Origin of the sequence: Veillonella parvula (genome assembly GCF_032550495.1) — a bacterium.
GTDB classification, from domain to species: Bacteria; Bacillota; Negativicutes; order Veillonellales; family Veillonellaceae; genus Veillonella; species Veillonella parvula_G.
The window spans coordinates 39044-58898 of sequence record NZ_JAWFZJ010000003.1; the positions used below are offsets into that span (position 1 = coordinate 39044).

The 19855-nt window shown below is 39.2% G+C and carries 15 protein-coding genes; 3 read left to right on the forward strand and 12 right to left on the reverse strand.

Annotated features, from left to right (window positions below):
* Positions 1–12: 12 nt before the first annotated feature.
* The 4 genes from E6X37_RS06580 to E6X37_RS06595 form a co-directional block, all read right to left on the reverse strand.
* Complete coding sequence (locus tag E6X37_RS06580; RefSeq protein ID WP_316689701.1) at positions 13–981, reverse strand: glycosyltransferase family 2 protein; 969 nt, start codon at positions 979–981, stop codon at positions 13–15.
* A 139-nt stretch (positions 982–1120) separates the two neighbouring features.
* Positions 1121–3154 carry an LTA synthase family protein gene (locus E6X37_RS06585; protein WP_316581160.1) on the reverse strand — a complete coding sequence of 678 codons (2034 nt, stop codon included), beginning with the start codon at positions 3152–3154 and terminating at the stop codon, positions 1121–1123.
* A 384-nt stretch (positions 3155–3538) separates the two neighbouring features.
* A complete protein-coding gene (locus tag E6X37_RS06590; RefSeq protein WP_316581161.1) occupies positions 3539–4717 on the reverse strand; it encodes a transcriptional regulator in 1179 nt (392 codons plus the stop codon).
* A 309-nt stretch (positions 4718–5026) separates the two neighbouring features.
* Entirely contained in the window at positions 5027–5626 is a 600-nt protein-coding gene (locus E6X37_RS06595; RefSeq protein ID WP_278457892.1) for a class I SAM-dependent methyltransferase, read from the reverse strand.
* A 254-nt stretch (positions 5627–5880) separates the two neighbouring features.
* Here E6X37_RS06595 and E6X37_RS06600 point away from each other — a divergent pair, with 254 nt between their 5' ends.
* The 3 genes from E6X37_RS06600 (at position 5881) to E6X37_RS06610 (ending at position 11788) form a co-directional block, all read left to right on the forward strand.
* Positions 5881–7236: a hemolysin family protein gene (locus tag E6X37_RS06600; protein ID WP_195213419.1), complete on the forward strand. Its 1356-nt coding sequence runs from the start codon at positions 5881–5883 to the stop codon at positions 7234–7236.
* A gap of 428 nt (positions 7237–7664) precedes the next feature.
* Positions 7665–8729, forward strand: coding sequence for an efflux RND transporter periplasmic adaptor subunit (locus E6X37_RS06605; RefSeq protein ID WP_195213418.1), 1065 nt, complete (start codon positions 7665–7667; stop codon positions 8727–8729).
* A complete protein-coding gene (locus tag E6X37_RS06610; RefSeq protein WP_316581162.1) occupies positions 8726–11788 on the forward strand; it encodes an efflux RND transporter permease subunit in 3063 nt (1020 codons plus the stop codon). The genes E6X37_RS06605 and E6X37_RS06610 overlap by 4 nt, the downstream gene beginning before the upstream one ends.
* Before the next feature lie 194 nt (positions 11789–11982).
* Here the strand turns inward: E6X37_RS06610 and E6X37_RS06615 are convergent, their stop codons facing one another.
* The 8 genes from E6X37_RS06615 to dnaN form a co-directional block, all read right to left on the reverse strand.
* The gene (locus tag E6X37_RS06615) at positions 11983–12300 is read right to left on the reverse strand and encodes a YbjQ family protein (RefSeq protein WP_004692937.1); all 318 of its coding nucleotides are present in this window, start codon (positions 12298–12300) and stop codon (positions 11983–11985) included.
* Positions 12301–12509: 209 nt separating this feature from the next.
* Positions 12510–13991: an amino acid permease gene (locus E6X37_RS06620; RefSeq protein ID WP_316581163.1), complete on the reverse strand. Its 1482-nt coding sequence runs from the start codon at positions 13989–13991 to the stop codon at positions 12510–12512.
* Positions 13992–14001: 10 nt separating this feature from the next.
* On the reverse strand, positions 14002–15903 hold the full coding sequence (gene gyrB / locus E6X37_RS06625; protein WP_316066480.1) for a DNA topoisomerase (ATP-hydrolyzing) subunit B: 1902 nt from the start codon (positions 15901–15903) through the stop codon (positions 14002–14004).
* A 77-nt stretch (positions 15904–15980) separates the two neighbouring features.
* Positions 15981–16229 (reverse strand): hypothetical protein, encoded by a 249-nt coding sequence (locus E6X37_RS06630; RefSeq protein ID WP_058948347.1) that lies wholly within the window; start codon positions 16227–16229, stop codon positions 15981–15983.
* A gap of 13 nt (positions 16230–16242) precedes the next feature.
* Positions 16243–17145: a DciA family protein gene (locus tag E6X37_RS06635; protein WP_316581164.1), complete on the reverse strand. Its 903-nt coding sequence runs from the start codon at positions 17143–17145 to the stop codon at positions 16243–16245.
* A complete protein-coding gene (gene recF, locus E6X37_RS06640; RefSeq protein ID WP_316581165.1) occupies positions 17132–18232 on the reverse strand; it encodes a DNA replication/repair protein RecF in 1101 nt (366 codons plus the stop codon). The genes E6X37_RS06635 and recF overlap by 14 nt, the downstream gene beginning before the upstream one ends.
* A gap of 3 nt (positions 18233–18235) precedes the next feature.
* Entirely contained in the window at positions 18236–18469 is a 234-nt protein-coding gene (locus E6X37_RS06645) for an RNA-binding S4 domain-containing protein (RefSeq protein WP_004692943.1), read from the reverse strand.
* A 24-nt stretch (positions 18470–18493) separates the two neighbouring features.
* Positions 18494–19606: a DNA polymerase III subunit beta gene (gene dnaN / locus E6X37_RS06650; protein WP_004698016.1), complete on the reverse strand. Its 1113-nt coding sequence runs from the start codon at positions 19604–19606 to the stop codon at positions 18494–18496.
* Between the last annotated feature and the right edge of the window lie 249 nt (positions 19607–19855).

A 19855-nucleotide genomic window follows, 5' to 3' on the forward strand; every position in this document is an offset into this window, starting at 1 on the left:
TTCACCTTTCAATTACGAACGTACTTGTTTTGCTAAGTACGATAAACGAGCCCCTATTTTATGAATCCAATCGGCACGGCCAAAGGACCATAAAAAGAGCTTATATTTAGAATTTAATAGCTTGTAGGATTCATCATTGCGATAAGTTTCAATCATTTTTTTACATTTATCGTAATACACTTGATTACCCGTTGGCTTTGCATAATAAGCCGTTAAACAGGATAATACAGCTTTCATCAATAAGCTATTACAATCATCAACATATGGTAATTGATGATCTATAGCATATTGCAAGCGTTCCTCGTAACCGAGCACAAAATCCCATCGAGATTTAGCATCAAAAGAGGTTTGAGTTATGGAATTTGGATTGAGTCGATAGTAATAGTAACAACGATTGATATGACCCACCCGATTGGCATTAGCTACATATAGATAGGATGTAGCAGTATCCTCGAATTTTCGACCTACAGGAAAACGCACATCACCGATGGCACTGCGTTTATATAATTTACTCCAAACCGCCACAAAACAATCATGCATGGCTAATCGCAAGGCATCCTCTTTCTCATAAATTTCTAATTGACCATCATTGCAACCTTCGATAATATCGCCACTTTTATCTCTGAAAGCAGTAAACTCAATTATATCAAGATTATGCTCTTTTAAGAGTTTTAACATATCTTCATAGAGGGTGAGCCCAATGTAATCATCGGAGTCTACAAAGGCAATATAGTCACCATTAGCCGCTTCTATCCCCGTATTGCGAGCCGCACTAAGACCGCCATTTTCTTGATGAATGACCTTGATGCGTTCATCATAGGCAGCATACTGATCGCAAATATCACCGCTCGTATCTTTAGAACCATCATCTACTAAGATGATTTCCAAATTCATATACGTTTGGTTTTGAATGGACTCAATACATTCTGCAACATAAGATTCCACATTATAGACGGGTACAATGACCGAAATTAACTCCATTCCATGCTCCTCTTAACCATGCACTAGCCATATAACTAATGATTACATAAGCTTAGTATTATATACAAACAGCTCAAACCAAGTTATCACTTACTTAATTGAATGAATCGATTCTTTACGTAAATAAACTAAAAAAATGTTATTGAATAGTATTTCCATGCTTAATACGCCACGCCGCAAGTTCCCGCATATTTTTAATCATATCCCCATAGGATTGAGGCATGCTCGCACTTTGTTCTAACACTTTGCCATTTTTATCGAGATATAGTCTATGATTAAATACAAATTCCTCTTGTGTAAACAAGCTTGGTACCATCGCTTCATAGGTTTGACCAGGTCGGCCTACCAATTCCGCTAAGGTTGGAATGATTTGAATGCTCATGCCGAACGCATTAGGCGCAAGCCAATCTTTATGAATGCCGCGACCATAAAAAATAATAGGAATAGTAGATGCCACATTAGGGCCTACTTCACGAGCAAAGTTAAAGCGTTCGCTATGGTCACCTGTAATGACGAAGAGTGCAGAAGGATCTGCTATTTCTTCGCGAGCGATAAAATCACCCATTACGTGGTCTGCGTACCAAATATGGCCCATTTCGTTCAATTGCTTATCGTTTTCTTCGATAGAATCTGGCAAATGCCCTTTTACCTTATTCACATCGTAGCCTTCCTTACCCACATTGATGCTATACGGTGGATGATTAGAAGTGGTCATGATAACATTGAGAATTTTTTCCCCTCTATGTTGATCCATGTAGGCAGAAATAGCTTTAAATAAATATTTATCGCCTACACCCCAAGCGTTGCCGTCTTCGCTTGGCATTTCAGAGGCATCGTGGAATTCATCGAAACCTTGAGATAAAACAAAGTTTTTAACATTTTGCCATGTGCTAAAGCCACCGTACCAGAATACAGTCTTATAGCCTAGCTTTTTCATAACAGGACCAATACCTAAACCATAAGGCTCTTTGAAACTTTCACCTTCATAGTTAGGATATAGCCCTGTGTCAGGCATACCCGTCAACAAACCATTAATGGCCGGCATCGTGCCGGTGCCTTGGGCGAGGGCTAGCTGCGTGCTCATCGCTTGAGGGCTAGCAGCGTATTTACGACCTTGTTCAACGAGGTACGCTCCAGGCTCGTTATATTCAGCGAGGAACGGCCACAAGCCATAGGATTCTCCAAGAACGAGGTTTATGGACTGCGGTTGATCCGCTAATCGTTGTGTCGTAATGGTTCTCGTAAAAGAGCCGTCAAAATTTGTACCGTTAAACTTACCACCAACGGCAGTGATTTTTTCGTTTAGCTCTTGAGGCGTTAAATTGATAACCTCAAGCTCAGCCGTCCGTTTTGCAATACTTTTAACACGATAGAGAGCCTGCACATCGTCGAGGATATTCTCATTCAACAGATTGGAACTGAGGCGGGCTGCACTTTCCCAGTTAATGGAATTTGTATAGCTGAAAGCACCGCCAAATCTAAAGAATAGACCTAATACGCCAATAGCGACAGTCAACCCAATGCCCGTCATCCATTGTGTTTTCTTCGTCTTAGGATACCAAGTAGTACAAAGTCGTCGATTATCTGCAGAATCACTATTTCTTACAGTATCCGCATCATCACCATTCCTTAGATCATCAGCGTAGTCACTATATTTCTTCGTGTTCCACGCTAAAAAACGAACTAGGAACCAGCAAAGAGCTGCGCTCAATACAACGGCCCCAATAATGTACATGAGGGCATTATATTCGTTGATTGCTGTATTTACAATGGCGCCGATATCATCGTTTTTGCCATTGATGAGCATCGCATTGTAAGAGGAGTTGAAGATTTTATAGAACGGAATGCGTCCCAGAAATAGGAATGTCAACAGTACAGTCGCAATGGAATAGAGGACCTGTTTAATGCGCAATGACGGCCATTTGGGTACAAAGGTATGCACCAACGTACCCCCTAAAAAGCCCAGTAAACACAAAGAACCGACGGTCTTGAGACTCAATCTAAATCCTAACCATAAGGACGTAAGGATATTCTCCATCGTCACGGAAGCCAGTTGTGATTGAAATACTGCAAGAAACACGATTCTAAATGCAGTCAACAAAGCAGAGAAAAAGATAAATACCTTAATCTCTGTTCGTATGCCTTCAAATAATCGCTGCCATCGGTTCATCATTAACCCCTAACTGTTGTATCCTATAACTCTAATTATTAACCTAACACTAAACTTAACTATCAGCCTAACTGATAACCTAGCTAGTATGTTAGAAAAATAACTATATTGTTACATGCATAACAAAACTACATAACTATACTGCCTAAATGATTAATAAAATATCATAAACTACATATATATGGTACACATATTCTACGTAATATGTTACGTAATATTCTAGTAATTACATAACTATCAATTATCTTGGATATTTCTTACATTTAGGACCTTTACATCGTTTGCATTTACCGCATCCACGGTCGATAGTCTCAGCACCTGCTGATTTTTTCGCACTAGCACTCTCCTTGACCATCTTTTCAGAGGCCTTACTATTCCATACGGAAACTATCGATTCTGCTTTTTTGCGGATTCATCTTTTTTGGATTTTTGATCCTTTTTCTTGTCTTTCTTCTTATCTTTTTTCTTGAAAGTATCCGCTAAAAAGACTGTTTTTAACTTATCGTTTAAGATTTTAAGCTTCTTTTCAGCCTTGTCTTTCTTTTTCTTTAACTTTTCTTCGGCTTTATAAAGCTTATCTTCTTTATGCTTCTTGTGTTTTTTATCTTTCTTATCTTCTTTAGACTTCTTATCTTTCTTAGATTTCTTCTCTTCCTTGGACTTTTTGTCTTCTTTAGATTTCTTATCCTCTTTAGCTTTTTTGTCTTCCTTGGATTTTTTATCGTCCTTAGATTTCTTGTCCTCAGAACCGTTGATACGCGCCCATTCATCGTCAACGCGTTTTAATTTCTTTTTAAGAAGCTTTTCCATCTTCTTATTTGTTTTATCAGATTCTAAACCGGCTTTACCAAATAACAAAGCATTCACCGCCGTGTATGGATCAATAGACGACATATCCTCATTATCCACTTTAGCTTCCTCTGATTTCTTATCTTTCGAAAATTCATCAAGACCATCTACATTTAACTCTTCATTTTCATCTAAATGATGAATTGCTAAGCTTTCAACGCCTTCTAATGGTTTTACATCAAGGTGCTCAATCGCAGTATCTTCAAAATCTGCCATTTCCTTACCGGAGCTTTCACCGAAACCAGTAAAGAGACCACCTATAGATTTTAATTCATTCAATTTAATATGATTCATACCCACCGTAGAATCATGATGCACAGGAACGTCAGATAATTGTATCTGTTCCATAGCATATGCATCATCACTGTGACTAACACCCTTGCCAACTCCAGATGTATTAGAAATGACAATATCTTCCTTATTGTCACCTAGCACATCGCCAAATAAATCTTCTTCTAAAGATTCGTAAGAATGCAATAGAGCCATACGTTTTTGAACATCTTCAATTTGATTCCACAAATCAACGAGAGAAGATGTATAATACACCCGTTCCTTTACTTCTAAATAAGCTTGGTAAACGATAGCCAATTCGGACTCATTAAGGCCTTCCTCTGCACCAATTTCTTCAATCATTTGTTGAATCTGTTGATCTCGGTCATATCGTTTAATTAAAGCTTTACGAATGCGTTCAATCAACATTGTATCGATGAGTTCCATATGCACCTCCTGTATTCAATACACTCAGTCCTATCCGCTACATTAGCGTATACGAATCAATGTATAGAACCATAAAAATGAATTGATTTTATAATCTCTAATATATTATTATAGCAGAATTTATCTGCTTTTTCCTTAATAATATGTGTAAAAGTTCCTTAAAAATAGAATAAAACCTCAATTTGAATACGTTCCAAATAGTATGCATTTCATACTACTAAAGCACTATTCAAACCGAGGTTATTTAAGTTACATAAATGTCTTTAAAGGTCTTAAATTATTTCATTATAAAAGTATTAAATTACTGCACTAAAACAAGTTAACGGAATAGACAAGAATTCGTTCTTTTGCATCACTTACTTCAAAGAGATCACTACAATCAATAGGTTGCTCTTGTTCCAAGCGCACATGGTTATTTAAAAAGTTCTCCACCTCTTCATTAACATAGTAGAAAAATAACTTAATCTCCCGAGGGTTATGATATAGCGAATCAAAGATATTTCCTAATACCCGCTTAATCGTATGGAGTGCAAAGGGATTAAAGAAAAAACATCGATCAGCCTGCTCAGGTAACTCGTAGAGAGCCGCATCATCGTGTACAAAAGACACGCGATGGCGCGCTGCTGGACTTTCACCATTAATCAAAGCCTTTTCATATAGCCGTTCATCATATTCGATGCCTATAGAATGACAGCCCGTTTGGTAAGCCATGAAAATACTAACTCTACCCTTGCCACTGCCATAGTCAATGAGGGTATGTTTCTTGCGAATATGACCACTATTTGCCAAACGCTCCAACACGCAATAATCCGTCGGCTCGTACGGATGATGCTCCGTATCGGAACGACTATCGTCGCGGCCTGCTGTTTTAATTTGTAATACATTTTCCCAGTCTTGCTCTATTGCCATCTATGTAATCCTATTATGAAGCCTAAATTATATGACCTAATACTGATATTAATCTTAATTTCTATACATACTATACCCTTATTAGGGTACTATTTACTAGTCCAGTAACACCTATAGTATATAACAAAAGCATCCACATCGGGTGCTTTTGTTATATGAAACACTTATTAATGCCGATATGGTATACTAGGAGTAATATTTCTATTATTCTCATGTGCAGAATTATATGTCATTAAAAAGGAGTATCTACTTACATGGACAGTGATCTGACCTTAGATTTTATAATTATCATCGTATTAATCATCGCGAATGGTTTATTCTCTATGACGGAGTTAGCCATCGTAAACGCTAAAAAACGTAAGCTTGAAGAATTAGCTGAAGCAGGCAATGAACGCGCGAAAAAGGCCTTTGAATTGGCAGAGAACCCAAATGATATGTTCTCCACGATTCAAATTGGCATTACCCTCGTTGGTATTTTAACTGGCTTGTATTCTGGTGCCACCTTCTCTGGTCCTTTAGAAGAAATATTAACTGCTAATATTCCAAGCATTGAACCGTACGCAGCCTCAGTGAGCTCCTTCCTCATCGTTGCAATCATCACTTATTTATCCCTCGTTATAGGAGAGCTCGTGCCAAAACGATTAGCCTTAAATAGCCCTGAGGGCATCGCTGTGGTGGTAGCAAAACCGATTTATTGGCTCTCTGTAGCCCTAAAACCAATCGTTAGCTTTCTTGGCATTTCCACAGAATTCCTCTTAAAAATATTAGGCGTTACTGTAAAAGAAGAAGCCCCTGTTACAGAATCTGAAATTAATAAAATGCTTACCGAAGGCGTTGCCATGGGTGCTTACGAAGAGGAAGAACCTATCCTCGTAGAAAATATCTTCCATCTTGCAGATATGAACGCAGGTGATATAATGACGCCTCGTACACAGCTCAAATGGATTGACCTAAACGGCACGGAAGATGAAATCATGGAGGTTCTCAAGAATGCCAACCATTACCGCATTCCTGTAGGTACCGATTCCTTGGATGAATTAAAGGGTCTCATTACCGTATCCGACGTATTAGTTCAAATTATGCAGCGTCATAGTGAAAGTTCCATTCACGATATCATCAAAGCTTGTTTGAAAGAACCTGTTCTCGTTCCTGAATCCATTTCACTCATGAAATTATTGAACGTCCTACGTACAGAAGGCGTTCATGAAGCAATTATCCTCGACGAATATGGTGGTTTTACTGGTCTTGTCACCTTACATGACATCATGGAGGAAATCGTAGGCCTTATGCCTTCCGGTGAGGAAGAAATCAAGGAAGAAGAAAACAAGATCATCGAACGCGATGGTGCATGGCTCGTAGATGGCCTTCTCAACGTAGACGAATTTAAAGAATTCTTTCACATCGATCAAGAATTACCAGGCGAAGAAGACGATTTGTACAAAACTATGGGCGGTCTCTTAAACGTTCTCTTCGGCCGCATTCCAAAGGAACTAGACAAAACAAAATGGAACGGCTATACCTTTGAAGTTATCGATATGGACCATACTCGTATCGATAAAATCCTTGTAACCTATGAAGAACCTATCGTAGAACAAGAAGAAGAAAAATAAAGTTCAAACTATATATAGACAAGTGGTAAAGAAGTGAGTTCTCTTCCTATGAACTGTACCCCAAAAATTGGACATATTTTTGAATACAGCTCAATCAATAGAGGACTCACTTTTTTGATACATTTTTGTATCCATAAAATAAGTAATACATATACTATCAAAATATATAGATTACTTTAAAAAATTATCACCAATTATATACATTAAGTATATAATTCTTTTATTTTCTGCATAAAGGCTAGAACTTTCAACATAAATATAGTATTATTAAATTGTATAAAATATATAATTAAACCTAATATAGAAATAATAGCTAATTTAGAAATAATTGCTATCCTAAAATAAGTTCAATAAAATATAAAGTCCTATGATCATTTTGTATAGTGTATTTCATAGGACTTATATGTGGTAGTAAAAGGAGAGATTCTATGAATCAACGAATCATAGCAACCATAGGCGCCCTATTAATAGGGACCGCCATCATAAGTGGTTGTGGATCAGAAAAGCCCCCTGAAGATACAAGTCTCAAGGTGCGCACCATCACTATAGGTGAAGAGTCTGGAACTACTGATGCTGGCTATGCAGGCACCATTCATAATAAAACAGAAACAAATTTAGCCTTTCAAATTGGAGGGCGTATCATCAATAAATTTGTAAATGTTGGTGATGTCGTGCAAGCAGGCCAAGTCATTGCTCAAATCAATGGTTCAGATACATCAGCTCAGTTGCAAAATGCTGAAGGTGCTGTAAAAGCTGCTCAATCGGCCTACGAATTGGCAGAAACCAATGCTAAACGATACCGCGAACTCTATGCACAACAAGCGATTAGTAAATTGCAATTAGACCAGGCTGAAAACCAATTGAATGCCACATCTGCTCAATTACAACAAGCACAGGCAAGCCTTAATTTGAGCAGCAATCAAAATAGCTATACTAATTTAACGGCCCCTGATACAGGTATTATTACAGCTTTCAATATTGAAGCAGGACAAGTCGTAGCAGCCGGTCAAAGCGTTGGTACCTTAGCGGCCGGTCACGACCCAGAAGCAGTCATTGCCCTTCCTGAACAAGAATTGAGTAAAATTCATGTAGGAAGCCCTGCTACTATTACCTTCTGGGCTCTACCTAATGTAACCGTGCAAGGTGTAGTACGTGAAATTTCACCAGTTCCTGACCCTGTAGCCAGAACGTATACCGTAAAAATTACCTTGCAAAATGCGCCTAAAGAGGTACAACTAGGCATGACGGTCAATGCTAATCTATCTACCACAGATAGTACCAATATTTCTATCCCATTGACAGCTCTTGTGAAAGACTCTAACGGTAATAATGCGGTCTATATCATCCGCGATAAGAAGGCTCATCTTGTGCCTATCAAGACTGGTGAGTTCGGTAAGAACTCCGTCATCGTCACATCTGGTTTAGCTAAAGGTGACATTGTCATCACCGCAGGTACCCAACAATTACAAGAAGGGACGGCGGTTAGTCAATGAAACAATTTAACTTAGCCGAATGGGCTCTTAAACACAAGTCCATTATCTACTACTTTATGGCTGTGCTCCTCACCTTCGGTATCTTCTCATTCACCCATATGGGACGCATGGAAGATCCTGATTTTACGATGCGCACCATGGTGGTCGGTGTTGCTTGGCCGGGGGCTTCTCCACAAGAAATGTCGGATCAGGTAACGGACAAACTCGAAGAAAAACTACGCGACCTTCCTGGTGTAGATTATACAAAATCTTTCACAGATGGCAGCAAATCCGTTATTTATATCAATTTAAGAGAGGATTTGCCATCCGATAAAATTCGTCCCGCTTGGGAAGAAGCGCGGAATATGATCAACGACGAATGGAAATCATTGCCTGCAGGCGTTCAAGGACCGACCATCAACGACAGGTTCGACGATGTATATGGCATTATCTATGCCATCAGTGGTGATGAGTATTCGTACGAAGAAAAACGACAACAAGCAGAAGACTTAAAACGTCAGCTTTTATCTGTGCCTAATGTTAAGAAAATCAGCCTCATTGGGGTTCAACAGCAAACCCTCAATGTAACCATAAACAAGGATAAACTCGCATCCTATAAAGTCAGTACACAACAGCTGTTAACAGCGCTTAAACAGCAAAGTATGATGGTTCCAGCTGGTGTGATTACAACAGATACAAACAATGTATATCTCCGCGTCAACGGCCTATTCGATAGTCCTCAAGCGGTGCGGGATATGCCAATCCGCATCAATAACCAAACGTTGCGCCTCGGTGACATGGCCGATGTAACCATGACCTACCAAGACCCTAGCGATCCACAGTTTTATTACAAAGGCAAGCCAGCCATTGGCATCGCTATCTCCATGGATGCAGGGGCTAATAATATCGAATTCGGCGAAGCTATCGACAAGAAGCTCGGGGAATTACAGAAAACGATTCCTGCCGGCCTCGAACTCAATCAAGTATCGAATCAGCCACATATCGTTAAGGAATCCATCGGCGATTTCTCTCAATCCTTATTTGAAGCTATCGCCATCGTATTGCTCGTAAGCTTTGCATCTCTCGGCTTACGAACCGGTATCGTTGTAGCCCTCACTATTCCGGTCGTTGTGTCTACGACGTTCATCTTGATGTATGAAAGCGGCATCTATCTACATAAGGTTAGTTTAGGTGCCTTAATCCTAGCTTTAGGCCTCCTCGTAGACGATGCCATCATCGTTGTAGAAATGATGAGTGTTAAGCTCGAAGAAGGGTGGGGACACTTTAAATCGGCTACCTTTGCTTACCAATCTACAGCATTCCCAATGCTATCTGGTACGCTCATTACCTGTGCAGGCTTCTTGCCATTAGCATTGGCACAAGGTATGGTAGCAGAGTTTACAAAATCCCTATCCATCGTTGTATTTATGGCACTTATTCTATCTTGGTTTGCCTCTGTTCTCGTCAGCCCTGTATTGGGTTATAAAATCATCGAAAACAAGGCTCCCAAGCCGGAATCGGAATGGACTAAACGAGACCGTATCATGCACAAGCTCAATGTGACCTTCTATGATAAGTTTGAAAAACTATTACATTGGGCACTAGGACATCACAAGGTAGTCTTATTGGCTACTCTAGGTGCCTTCGCTTTATCCTTGCTTTCACTACCGTTGATTAAACAGGAATTTTTCCCATCATCAACGCGTAATGAAATTATTGTATCCATGCAATTCCCTCAAAGTTCGTCCATCGAGTATACTGCTAACCAAGCAAAAATCATTGATGAACATTTGCAAGGTGACGAACGTATTTCAACCTTTACTTCGTACATTGGACAAGGTTCTCCGCGTTTCGTCCTCACCTTGGAACCTGAATTGCAACGAAATAACTTCTTGCAGTACGTTATCGTTACAAAATCCTTAGAGGATCGAGATAAACTGTATAATGAATTAACGTCTTATTTAAATGAAGAATTTCCTTCAGCCCTCGTAAATGCTCAATTTATACAAATTGGGCCTCCATCTAAGTACCCTGTTATGCTCCGCATAGCAGGTCCTAATCAAAAAGTGGTAAAAGAAATTGCCAACCAAGTAAAAGCAAAAATGCAAGACGATAAAGACTTACAAAATATCGCCTTTGACTGGCCAGATACAGAACCTGTAGCCAATATTCACATCGATCCAAACAAGGCACGTTTACTCGGCATCGATAGCTACGCTGTATCCTTGCACTTACAAAGTCTATTATCTGGTACTAAGTCTGGTGAATACTACGAAGGGAACCAAACCATTCCTGTTACCTTCCGTTTAGGTGACAACGAGCAACATAACTTAAGTGCTCTTTCATCCTTGCCAATTCAAACAGGCAATGGTTCCTACGTACCTCTTAGCCAAATTGCAACTATTACCATGGCTCAAGAGGATGGTATTATCTGGCATCGCAACATGATGCCAACCATTAGTGTTCATGCGAATGTAAAAGCAGGTGTCTTGGGTAATGCGAAAACGAAAGAGATTTACAAATCCTTACAAGACATTCGCGATTCCTTGCCTACAGGCTATTCTATTGACCTAGACGGCGCCGCTGAAAAGAGCGAAACAGCCGTTCAAAAGCTATTAACACCAATGCCAATTATGCTCTTTGTAATCATGACAATCCTCATGTTCCAATTAAAGCGTATCGCCCTCATGGTAATGGCTCTACTCACTGCTCCATTGGGGTTAATCGGTGTTGTATTAGCACTCAATATTACGAGAACGCCGTTAGGCTTTATGGCTATTCTAGGGATTATCGCCCTCTCGGGTATGATCATCCGTAACTCCATTATCTTATTAGACCAAATCGAAATCCACAAGGCAGAAGGACAAGAACCTCGTGAAGCGATTATCAACTCCGCTACACTTCGTTTCCGCCCTATCATGCTCACCGCTATCGCAGCGATTTTAGGCATGATTCCTCTCATGGGATCTGTATTCTGGAGCCCATTAGCCATCGCCTTTAGCGGCGGCTTACTAGTGGCAACGGTTCTAACACTCATCGTATTACCTGTCATGTATGCAAGCTGGTATAAGATAAAATAACTAATATTTAGCTAATAAAATATATAATATTAATCTAATGAAATGTCTAATATTTTTCTAACGAAATATCTAATATTTACATAACATCATAAAATATAGCATTAGCTAGTAACTTTATTTCCTTAGTAAAAATCCCCTAATCGTTGTGAAAGTTTACACTTAAACATCGATTAGGGGATTTATATTATTTATTATTAAACTACTACAGCTGTACCATTGCATGTAATCATAAGCATGCCATTTTGTGCACCTACTGTGCTGTATTGGAAGGATACGCCAATAATAGCATTAGCACCCAATTTAGAAGCTCGTTGAGACATTTCGTCGAGAGCTGCTTTGCGCGCATTCATCAAAGAATCTTCATAGCTACCGCTACGACCACCAACAATGTCACGAATACCGGACATGAAATCTTTTACAAAGTTACGGCCTTCTACGACTTCACCAAATACAATACCTTTGTACTCTTGTACAGGTTTGTTTTCAATATGCATAGTTGTAGTAATAATCATAATTGTATCCTTTCTAATTGACTACAATATATTTTGATTTATTATAACAAGACTTTTAGAGAAAAACAAATATAAATATAGCTTTCACATAAAACAATTACATATTGTATCTCCAAAAATTACATACTATATATCAAAAATTTACATATTATACATCAAAAAAAGACCTGTTCACTACTTTCATAATGAACAGGTCTAATTTTATATTTTTATCTATCAAAATCGCGGTCTAAGTTAACTTCTTTCAACGGCACAACTTTAGTTTTGTTGATGTATTTGTAACCAAGGTACACTGCGAAGAAGATTGGCAAGCCAATATAGGCAACGGATACGCCGTACCAGTCGATGGTATCACCTGTGAAAGCGGAGTAGTTTTGACCAGCAATGATGATGACACAAAGAATAAACGCCAAGATTGGGCCCACTGGGAATAACCACGCTTTGTATGGCAATTCACTAAGATCTCTTCTTTGAGCAATGAAAGCGCGGCGGAAACGATAATGAGATACTGCGATACCAACCCATGCGATGAAACCGCATAAACCAGAGATATTAACAATCCATGTATAAGCTGTACCTTCGCCAATAAAGCTTGTAAGGAATGCAAATAAACCGATTGCTGTCGTTAAGATTAACGCAGGTACTGGAACGCCGCGTTTATTTAACTTAGCAAAAATTTGAGGTGCTTGACCTTCTTTAGCAAGCGCGTACAGCATGCGCGTAGAAGAGTACAAACCAGAGTTACCAGCACTCAATACAGCTGTTAAGATAATAGCATTGATAAAGCTAGCAGCAAAGGCAAAACCAAAGCGGTCAAATACGAGTGTAAATGGAGAAATAGATACGTTCTCTACACTAGAGTTCAACAAATTTGGATCTGTGTACGGAATCAAGAAACCGATAACCGTGAAAGCACCGATATAGAACAATAGAATACGCCAAAAGATTGTATTAATCGCTTTTGGCACGTTCTTTTCAGGGTCTTCCGCTTCACCAGCGGCTACGCCGATAAGTTCAGTACCTTGGAAGGAGAATCCTGCCACCATAAAGATTGCGAGGATAGATTCCCAACCACCTACAAATGGAGCTTCTCCTACTGTCCAGTTCGCAAATCCTGGAGATGTGCCTCCAATGCCAAAGATAAGCATAAAGCCACAGAATAGGAATACGAATACGGTAATCACCTTGATGCTAGAGAACACATATTCACTTTCACCAAAGGAACGAGTAGATAAATAGTTCAAACCGAATAAAATGAGCAAAAACAGAGCAGACCATACGATGGCAGGCACATCAGGGAACCAATATTTCATGATGAGCGCCCCTGCTAATACTTCAGCAGCCAAGGTAATAGCCCAGTTAAACCAGTAGTTCCAACCTAAGGCAAACCCAAAGGCAGGATCTACATAACGTTTTGCATAAGTCCCGAAGGAACCTGGAATTGGTAAATATGTGGCCATTTCCCCAAGAGATGTCATAAGGAAATAAACCATGATACCTATGAGGCCGTAAGCTACAAGAGCACCACCAGGGCCAGCTGTACTTACGACTTCACCACCAGCAACGAATAAACCTGTACCGATAGCACCACCCAAAGCGATCATATTCATATGACGTGCCTTTAGGGAACGTTTTAGGTGTTGATCTTTGTTAGACGTAAACTCTACGTTATTATTATGATTATCAGACATGGGTCACCTCTTACAAATCTAGATTACGCACGTATTTTGCGTTATCTTCAATAAATTTACGACGAGGCTCTACCTTATCACCCATGAGGACCGTAAAGATTTTGTCGGCTTCGATAGAATCTTCTAAGCTAACTTGTAGAATCGTACGATTTTCAGGGTTCATCGTAGTTTCCCATAATTGTTCAGGATTCATTTCACCTAAACCTTTGTAACGTTGGATTGTAGTACCATCGCGGCCTACTTCATCAAGTTTAGCAGTCAACTCTGCATCAGAGTATACATACCAATGAGATTTACCCTTCTTGATTTGATACAAAGGTGGTTGAGCAATATAGATATGACCTTCCTCTACCAATGGTTTCATATAGCGGTAGAAGAATGTTAATAACAAGGTACGGATGTGAGCACCGTCAACGTCCGCATCTGTCATGATGATAATCTTGTTGTAACGAGATTTTGTAATATCGAATTCATCGCCAATACCTGTACCAAAAGCGGTAATCATAGAGCGAATTTCGTTATTAGCCAAAATCTTATCTAAGCGTGCTTTTTCTACGTTAAGGATTTTACCACGCAATGGCAAAATTGCTTGGTAACGACGATCGCGACCTTGTTTTGCAGAACCGCCCGCAGAATCACCTTCGACTAAATAAATTTCAGTCATAGATGTATCTTTTTCGGAACAGTCCGCCAATTTACCAGGAAGGCTAGATACTTCCAACGCATTTTTACGACGTGTTAGGTCGCGGGCTTTACGAGCGGCCTCACGAGCACGGCTTGCCATCGTTGCTTTTTCGATGATTTTCTTCGCATCTTGAGGATGTTCTTCAAAGAATGTTTTAAGACCTTCTGTAACGATAACATCTGTAATACCTTTAACTTCGCTATTGCCAAGTTTAGTTTTTGTTTGACCCTCAAATTGAGGTTCCAACACTTTCACAGATACGACAGCCGTCAAACCTTCACGTACATCCTCACCTGAAAGATTGGACTCATTTTCCTTGATCAAACCAGATTTACGGCCATAATCATTGAGGGTACGAGTCAAAGCAGCACGGAAACCAGATAGATGTGTACCACCGTCAATAGTATTGATATTATTTACAAAGGACAACAAGTTTTCGCTATAGCTATCGTTATATTGCAATGCCACATCTACCACAACGTCATCTTTTGTATTTTCAATGTTGATAACAGTTGGATTAATTGCTTCTTTATTTTCGTTCAAGAAGGTAATGAAAGAAATCAAACCACCTTCATAGTGGAAACTTTCAACACGAGGTTCCTCTAGGCGCAAATCGCTCAATGTAATGCGAAGGCCTTTGTTAAGAAATGCCAATTCTTGTAAACGCATTTTCAATGTATCAAAGCTGAATACGGTAGTTTCAAAGATTTCTGCATCTGGCTTGAAAATAACTGTAGTACCAGTTCCTGCAGCCTTGCCGATTTCGTGCAACTCGGAAGTTTTATGACCACGAGCAAAGGAAATCTCTTGAACAATGCCATTTTGAGATACTTGAACCTTAGTCCATTCACTCAACGCATTAACTACGGAAATACCTACGCCATGAAGACCACCAGATACCTTGTAGCCGCCACCGCCGAATTTACCACCTGCATGCAATTTCGTTAATACTAACTCTACCGCAGACATACCAGATTCATGCATCCCTGTTGGAATACCACGACCATCATCGACAACAGTAACACTGTTATCTGGATTGATGGATACTTCGATATGTGTAGCGTAACCAGCAAGCGCTTCGTCTACAGAGTTATCTACAACTTCGTATACGAGGTGATGCAAACCACGAGCAGACGTACTACCAATATACATCCCTGGGCGTTTACGCACCGCGTCTAGACCCTCAAGAACCTGAATATTCTGAGCGCCATAATTTTGTTCAGGCATGAAACAAACTCCTCCTAACAATCTATCATACTGTACTTGATTGAAATAAAGTGACAAAACATGTACAGGATTAAACTTTATCTCTTTATTATACTATAAAACTCATCAATCCGTCTCATTAAAGTCTTAATACTGATACCAGATCCATACACACAAGCATCAGTGACCACATATGTCTTGATTTGCTCCTCTGGCACCATGGCTATATATTCTAGCGTTTCATAGTGATGAATAGGACTTTTATGGGACTTTCCGCCCTTGGCATGCACCATCGTAATGATGGATTCTATGGGCACGGAAATGGTATCTCCAATATGAACGTACATAAGAATGCCCCCTCTACTTTTCTAATGTCCCATTAAGAGCATCAATTTTGCGCTGTTTCTCTTCAGCTAGGAACTTTGATCTATATTTATTACACAAATTAATAACATGCTGATCCGTTAGCTCATCAGGCTTCTTATGGGTGATGAGCATGGCCACCATAAACATATGACGGCGATTGATGGATCCTTTATAAATCTTATCCAGATAAAAGTATATGGATTCCCGCATCGCTTCTGCAAAGTCTGGGAAGGTACACTGTATAAATTGCTGACAGTCGCTGTATTTAAAGTATGGATACTTTCTAATAACCGCCTTAATCTCCTTGATATGAGCCCGATGCAATTCATATTCACAAGTAGGACAGATTTCTTTTTTAGATTCCATGTGCATGCCACATCGCTTACAACGATGATACCCATGCTGCTCTAAATATATTTCACGCTTTCGAGCCGTAATTTGTACTTTTCTGAAAGCAGCTCGTAATTCTTCGTTATCCGTTTGTTCTAAAGATTTATCGATGGCGTCTACATCTTCTTTTGAAAGTACGATATTAGCAAAATTAATACGTTTTGTAATAATCTGTTCATCAGGAATCGTGAGAGACGTATTAATTTCTACTTTCACATAGCTCTGACGTTTCATGATGAATCGAATATCGGTGATTACCTCATGGCGGTAATACTTGTTGATAGCCTCGATGATACGTCGTTTTTGCATCTGTAATTCCTGCATCCACATGGAATTATCTGCACTGATAACCATGTCTGGAGGCTTGATAGACACAATTTTCGTATGATCGGCGATGACATCGCCTACTACATCGCGCCACTTGTGAACGAGGGTATTTAATTTATATTGTTCCAGTAAATTCAGTTCTGCTAAGGCCTTTGGTAAACAAAGATCAAGGCTGTCCATACTGAACCTTTCCTCCTTCACAAGAAATAAATTGAACAGATTTCAAATCTTTAAAATCGTGAATATCTGTAGTGGTAATAAATGTTTGAATTCGTTTATGAATAAACTGCAATAAATTCACTCGTCTCGACTCATCAAGTTCGCTCAATACATCATCCAAGAGAAGAACTGGATATTCTCCTACCTCTGACTTGATAAACTCAAGTTCACTCAACTTTAAAGACAATACAGCTGTTCGTTGCTGACCTTGCGATCCAAATTTCTTTAAATCCATAGCATCGGAAAAGAATTTTAAATCATCGCGATGAGGACCTACACTAGTGCTCAAACGATGACGATCTTGCGACAACGCTGCTTTGATGCGTTCGTAAAAGCCTTCCTTTGTATATTCTAATGAACCATTGTCCATATACGGCTGTTCATAACCAATGGTTAAATTCTCAAGGCCACCTGTCAATTTACGATTCATCAAATCGATGAGCAAATTGATTTTTTTTAAGCTTTCTAATCGTTTCTTTACGATAAAGCTCGCCATATCTGCTAGCTGCAAATCCCATTCTTCAAGAGGAATAGTATTCTTTCCTCTATATTCTTTTAGAACTGCATTTCGTTGCTGTAACAGCCGATTGTACTGCATCAATTGATGATAGTAAGTAGCGCTAGTCTGAGATATTTCCATATCAAGGAATCGCCTACGTCCCGATGGAGTCCCCTTGATGAGCTGTAAATCTTCAGGACAGAAGATAACTGTATTTAATGTACCAATCAGTTCTTTTTGAGATATTTTTGTTTCATTTAATCGAATATCCTTAGGGCCTTGACGGAATAATTTAATATTTACCTTTTGAGGCGTATCTTTTTTCTCGAATTTTACAACTATGCCTGCTTCTTCAGCATTGAACATGAGCATATCCGAAGTATCGTTAGTACGATGGCTTTTACCAATCGTACCAACATAAATCGATTCGAGGATATTCGTCTTACCAGCCCCATTGGTGCCGTGCAGAACGATAATCTCAGGATTAAACTGTATCTGTACATCCTTATAATTACGAAACTGAAATAACTGCAGTGAGTCAATTCTCACCGATTATGCCTCCTCTTGTGTAATCACGAGGTCTACATCAAGACCTTCACAAGAAATCACATCACCAACGCGGCATTTCTTGCGTTTTTCTGTTACGACCTGACCATTCAAGGTAAGGATGCCTTCATCGATGAAAGATTTAATTTGACCACCTGTTTCAATGATACCTTCTAACTTCAACAACTGATCAATTTGAATGTACTCCGTATGAATGGGTACCTGCTGTTGCTCTTTCATAACGTTCTCCTAAAGTGATAAAGGTTAAGCATTTGTGCGAACTGGTGTTACTACGTATGTATAGTTCGGATTATTGTCTTGGCGAATGACAACAGGACCGTTTTGTTTTAAGAACAAGTGGATGTTGTCGCCTGTGCTGTGACGCAAGATGTCAGAGATGTAGCGACCATTGAAGGAGATTGTGAAAGGTGTGCCTTTAAATTCAACAGCTACGTCTTCTTTTGCCATACCGATTTCAGTATTTTGAGTAGACAATGTGACATTACTTTCAGACCAATCATAACGAATTACATTATAGCTGATGTCTTTAGCCAACAAGGATACGCGATCAACAGCACCAGCAAATTCACGGCGATCGATTACAGCGCTAGAATCGAATTGAGAAGGAATTACCTTTTCATATTCAGGGTATGTACCTTCAATTAAGCGAGAAATAATATAAATAGATTCAAAATTGAATACGATTTGTGTGCGATTCCAAATGATATTGATCATAGCTGGATTATCTGTTGGTAATAAACGAGATACTTCAGCCAACGTTTTTGTTGGAATGATAGCACGCATTGGAGTTGTTGCTGGTTCATCGATGGTAATTTTTTTAACAGCCATACGGTGTGTATCGGTAGCAACCATAGTCACTTCGTTTTCTTTGATTTCAAGAAGAGCACCGGTAAATACAGGACGATCTTCGTCAGTAGCTGCTGCATAGTTTGTTAAATCGATGAGTTCTTTCATAGCAAAGCTATCGATGTTTACATGATCTTGGTCGTGAATTTGTTCCACCAAGGAAAAATCATCTGGATGTAATGTTACAAGGTTGAATTCGGAAGACCCAGATGTAATTGTCAAAGAATTTCCGTCTTCTGGTTTGTAAAGTTCAATAGTATCACCAGGTAATTTGCGAATTAATTCTTGGAAATAGCGGGAACCTACTACTAAAGTACCAGGTTCTTTGATATCTCCATCGATGGTTAAGCGAATGCCGAGTTCAAAGTCGTTACCTTGCAATTCTACTTGACCATTTTTTGTAGTCATGTAAATAGCGCCTGGTAAGTTGGAACTTGTTTTATTTTGAGATACCTTTTGCAATACGTTGATTGCTTTTTGGAGATTTGCTTTAGGGAATGTAATATGCATATGTTACTCCTTTATAATTTTTATATATTGTAAAAGCACTAATAATTACTTGCTTTGTTTGTAATATTCAATGTTTGCTATCGTAGATGCTCTATAGATATTCTGCGGTAGATCTATTTCTACTGGTTTTTTGATTGTTTGTTAGTTTTAGTAGTAGTAATAGTAGGGGCCTGTTTATATGTGTAAAAGTGATTTGAAGCCACTAACTGTGTGAATTATGGGTTGTGTATAACTATGTTGATAGTTTGT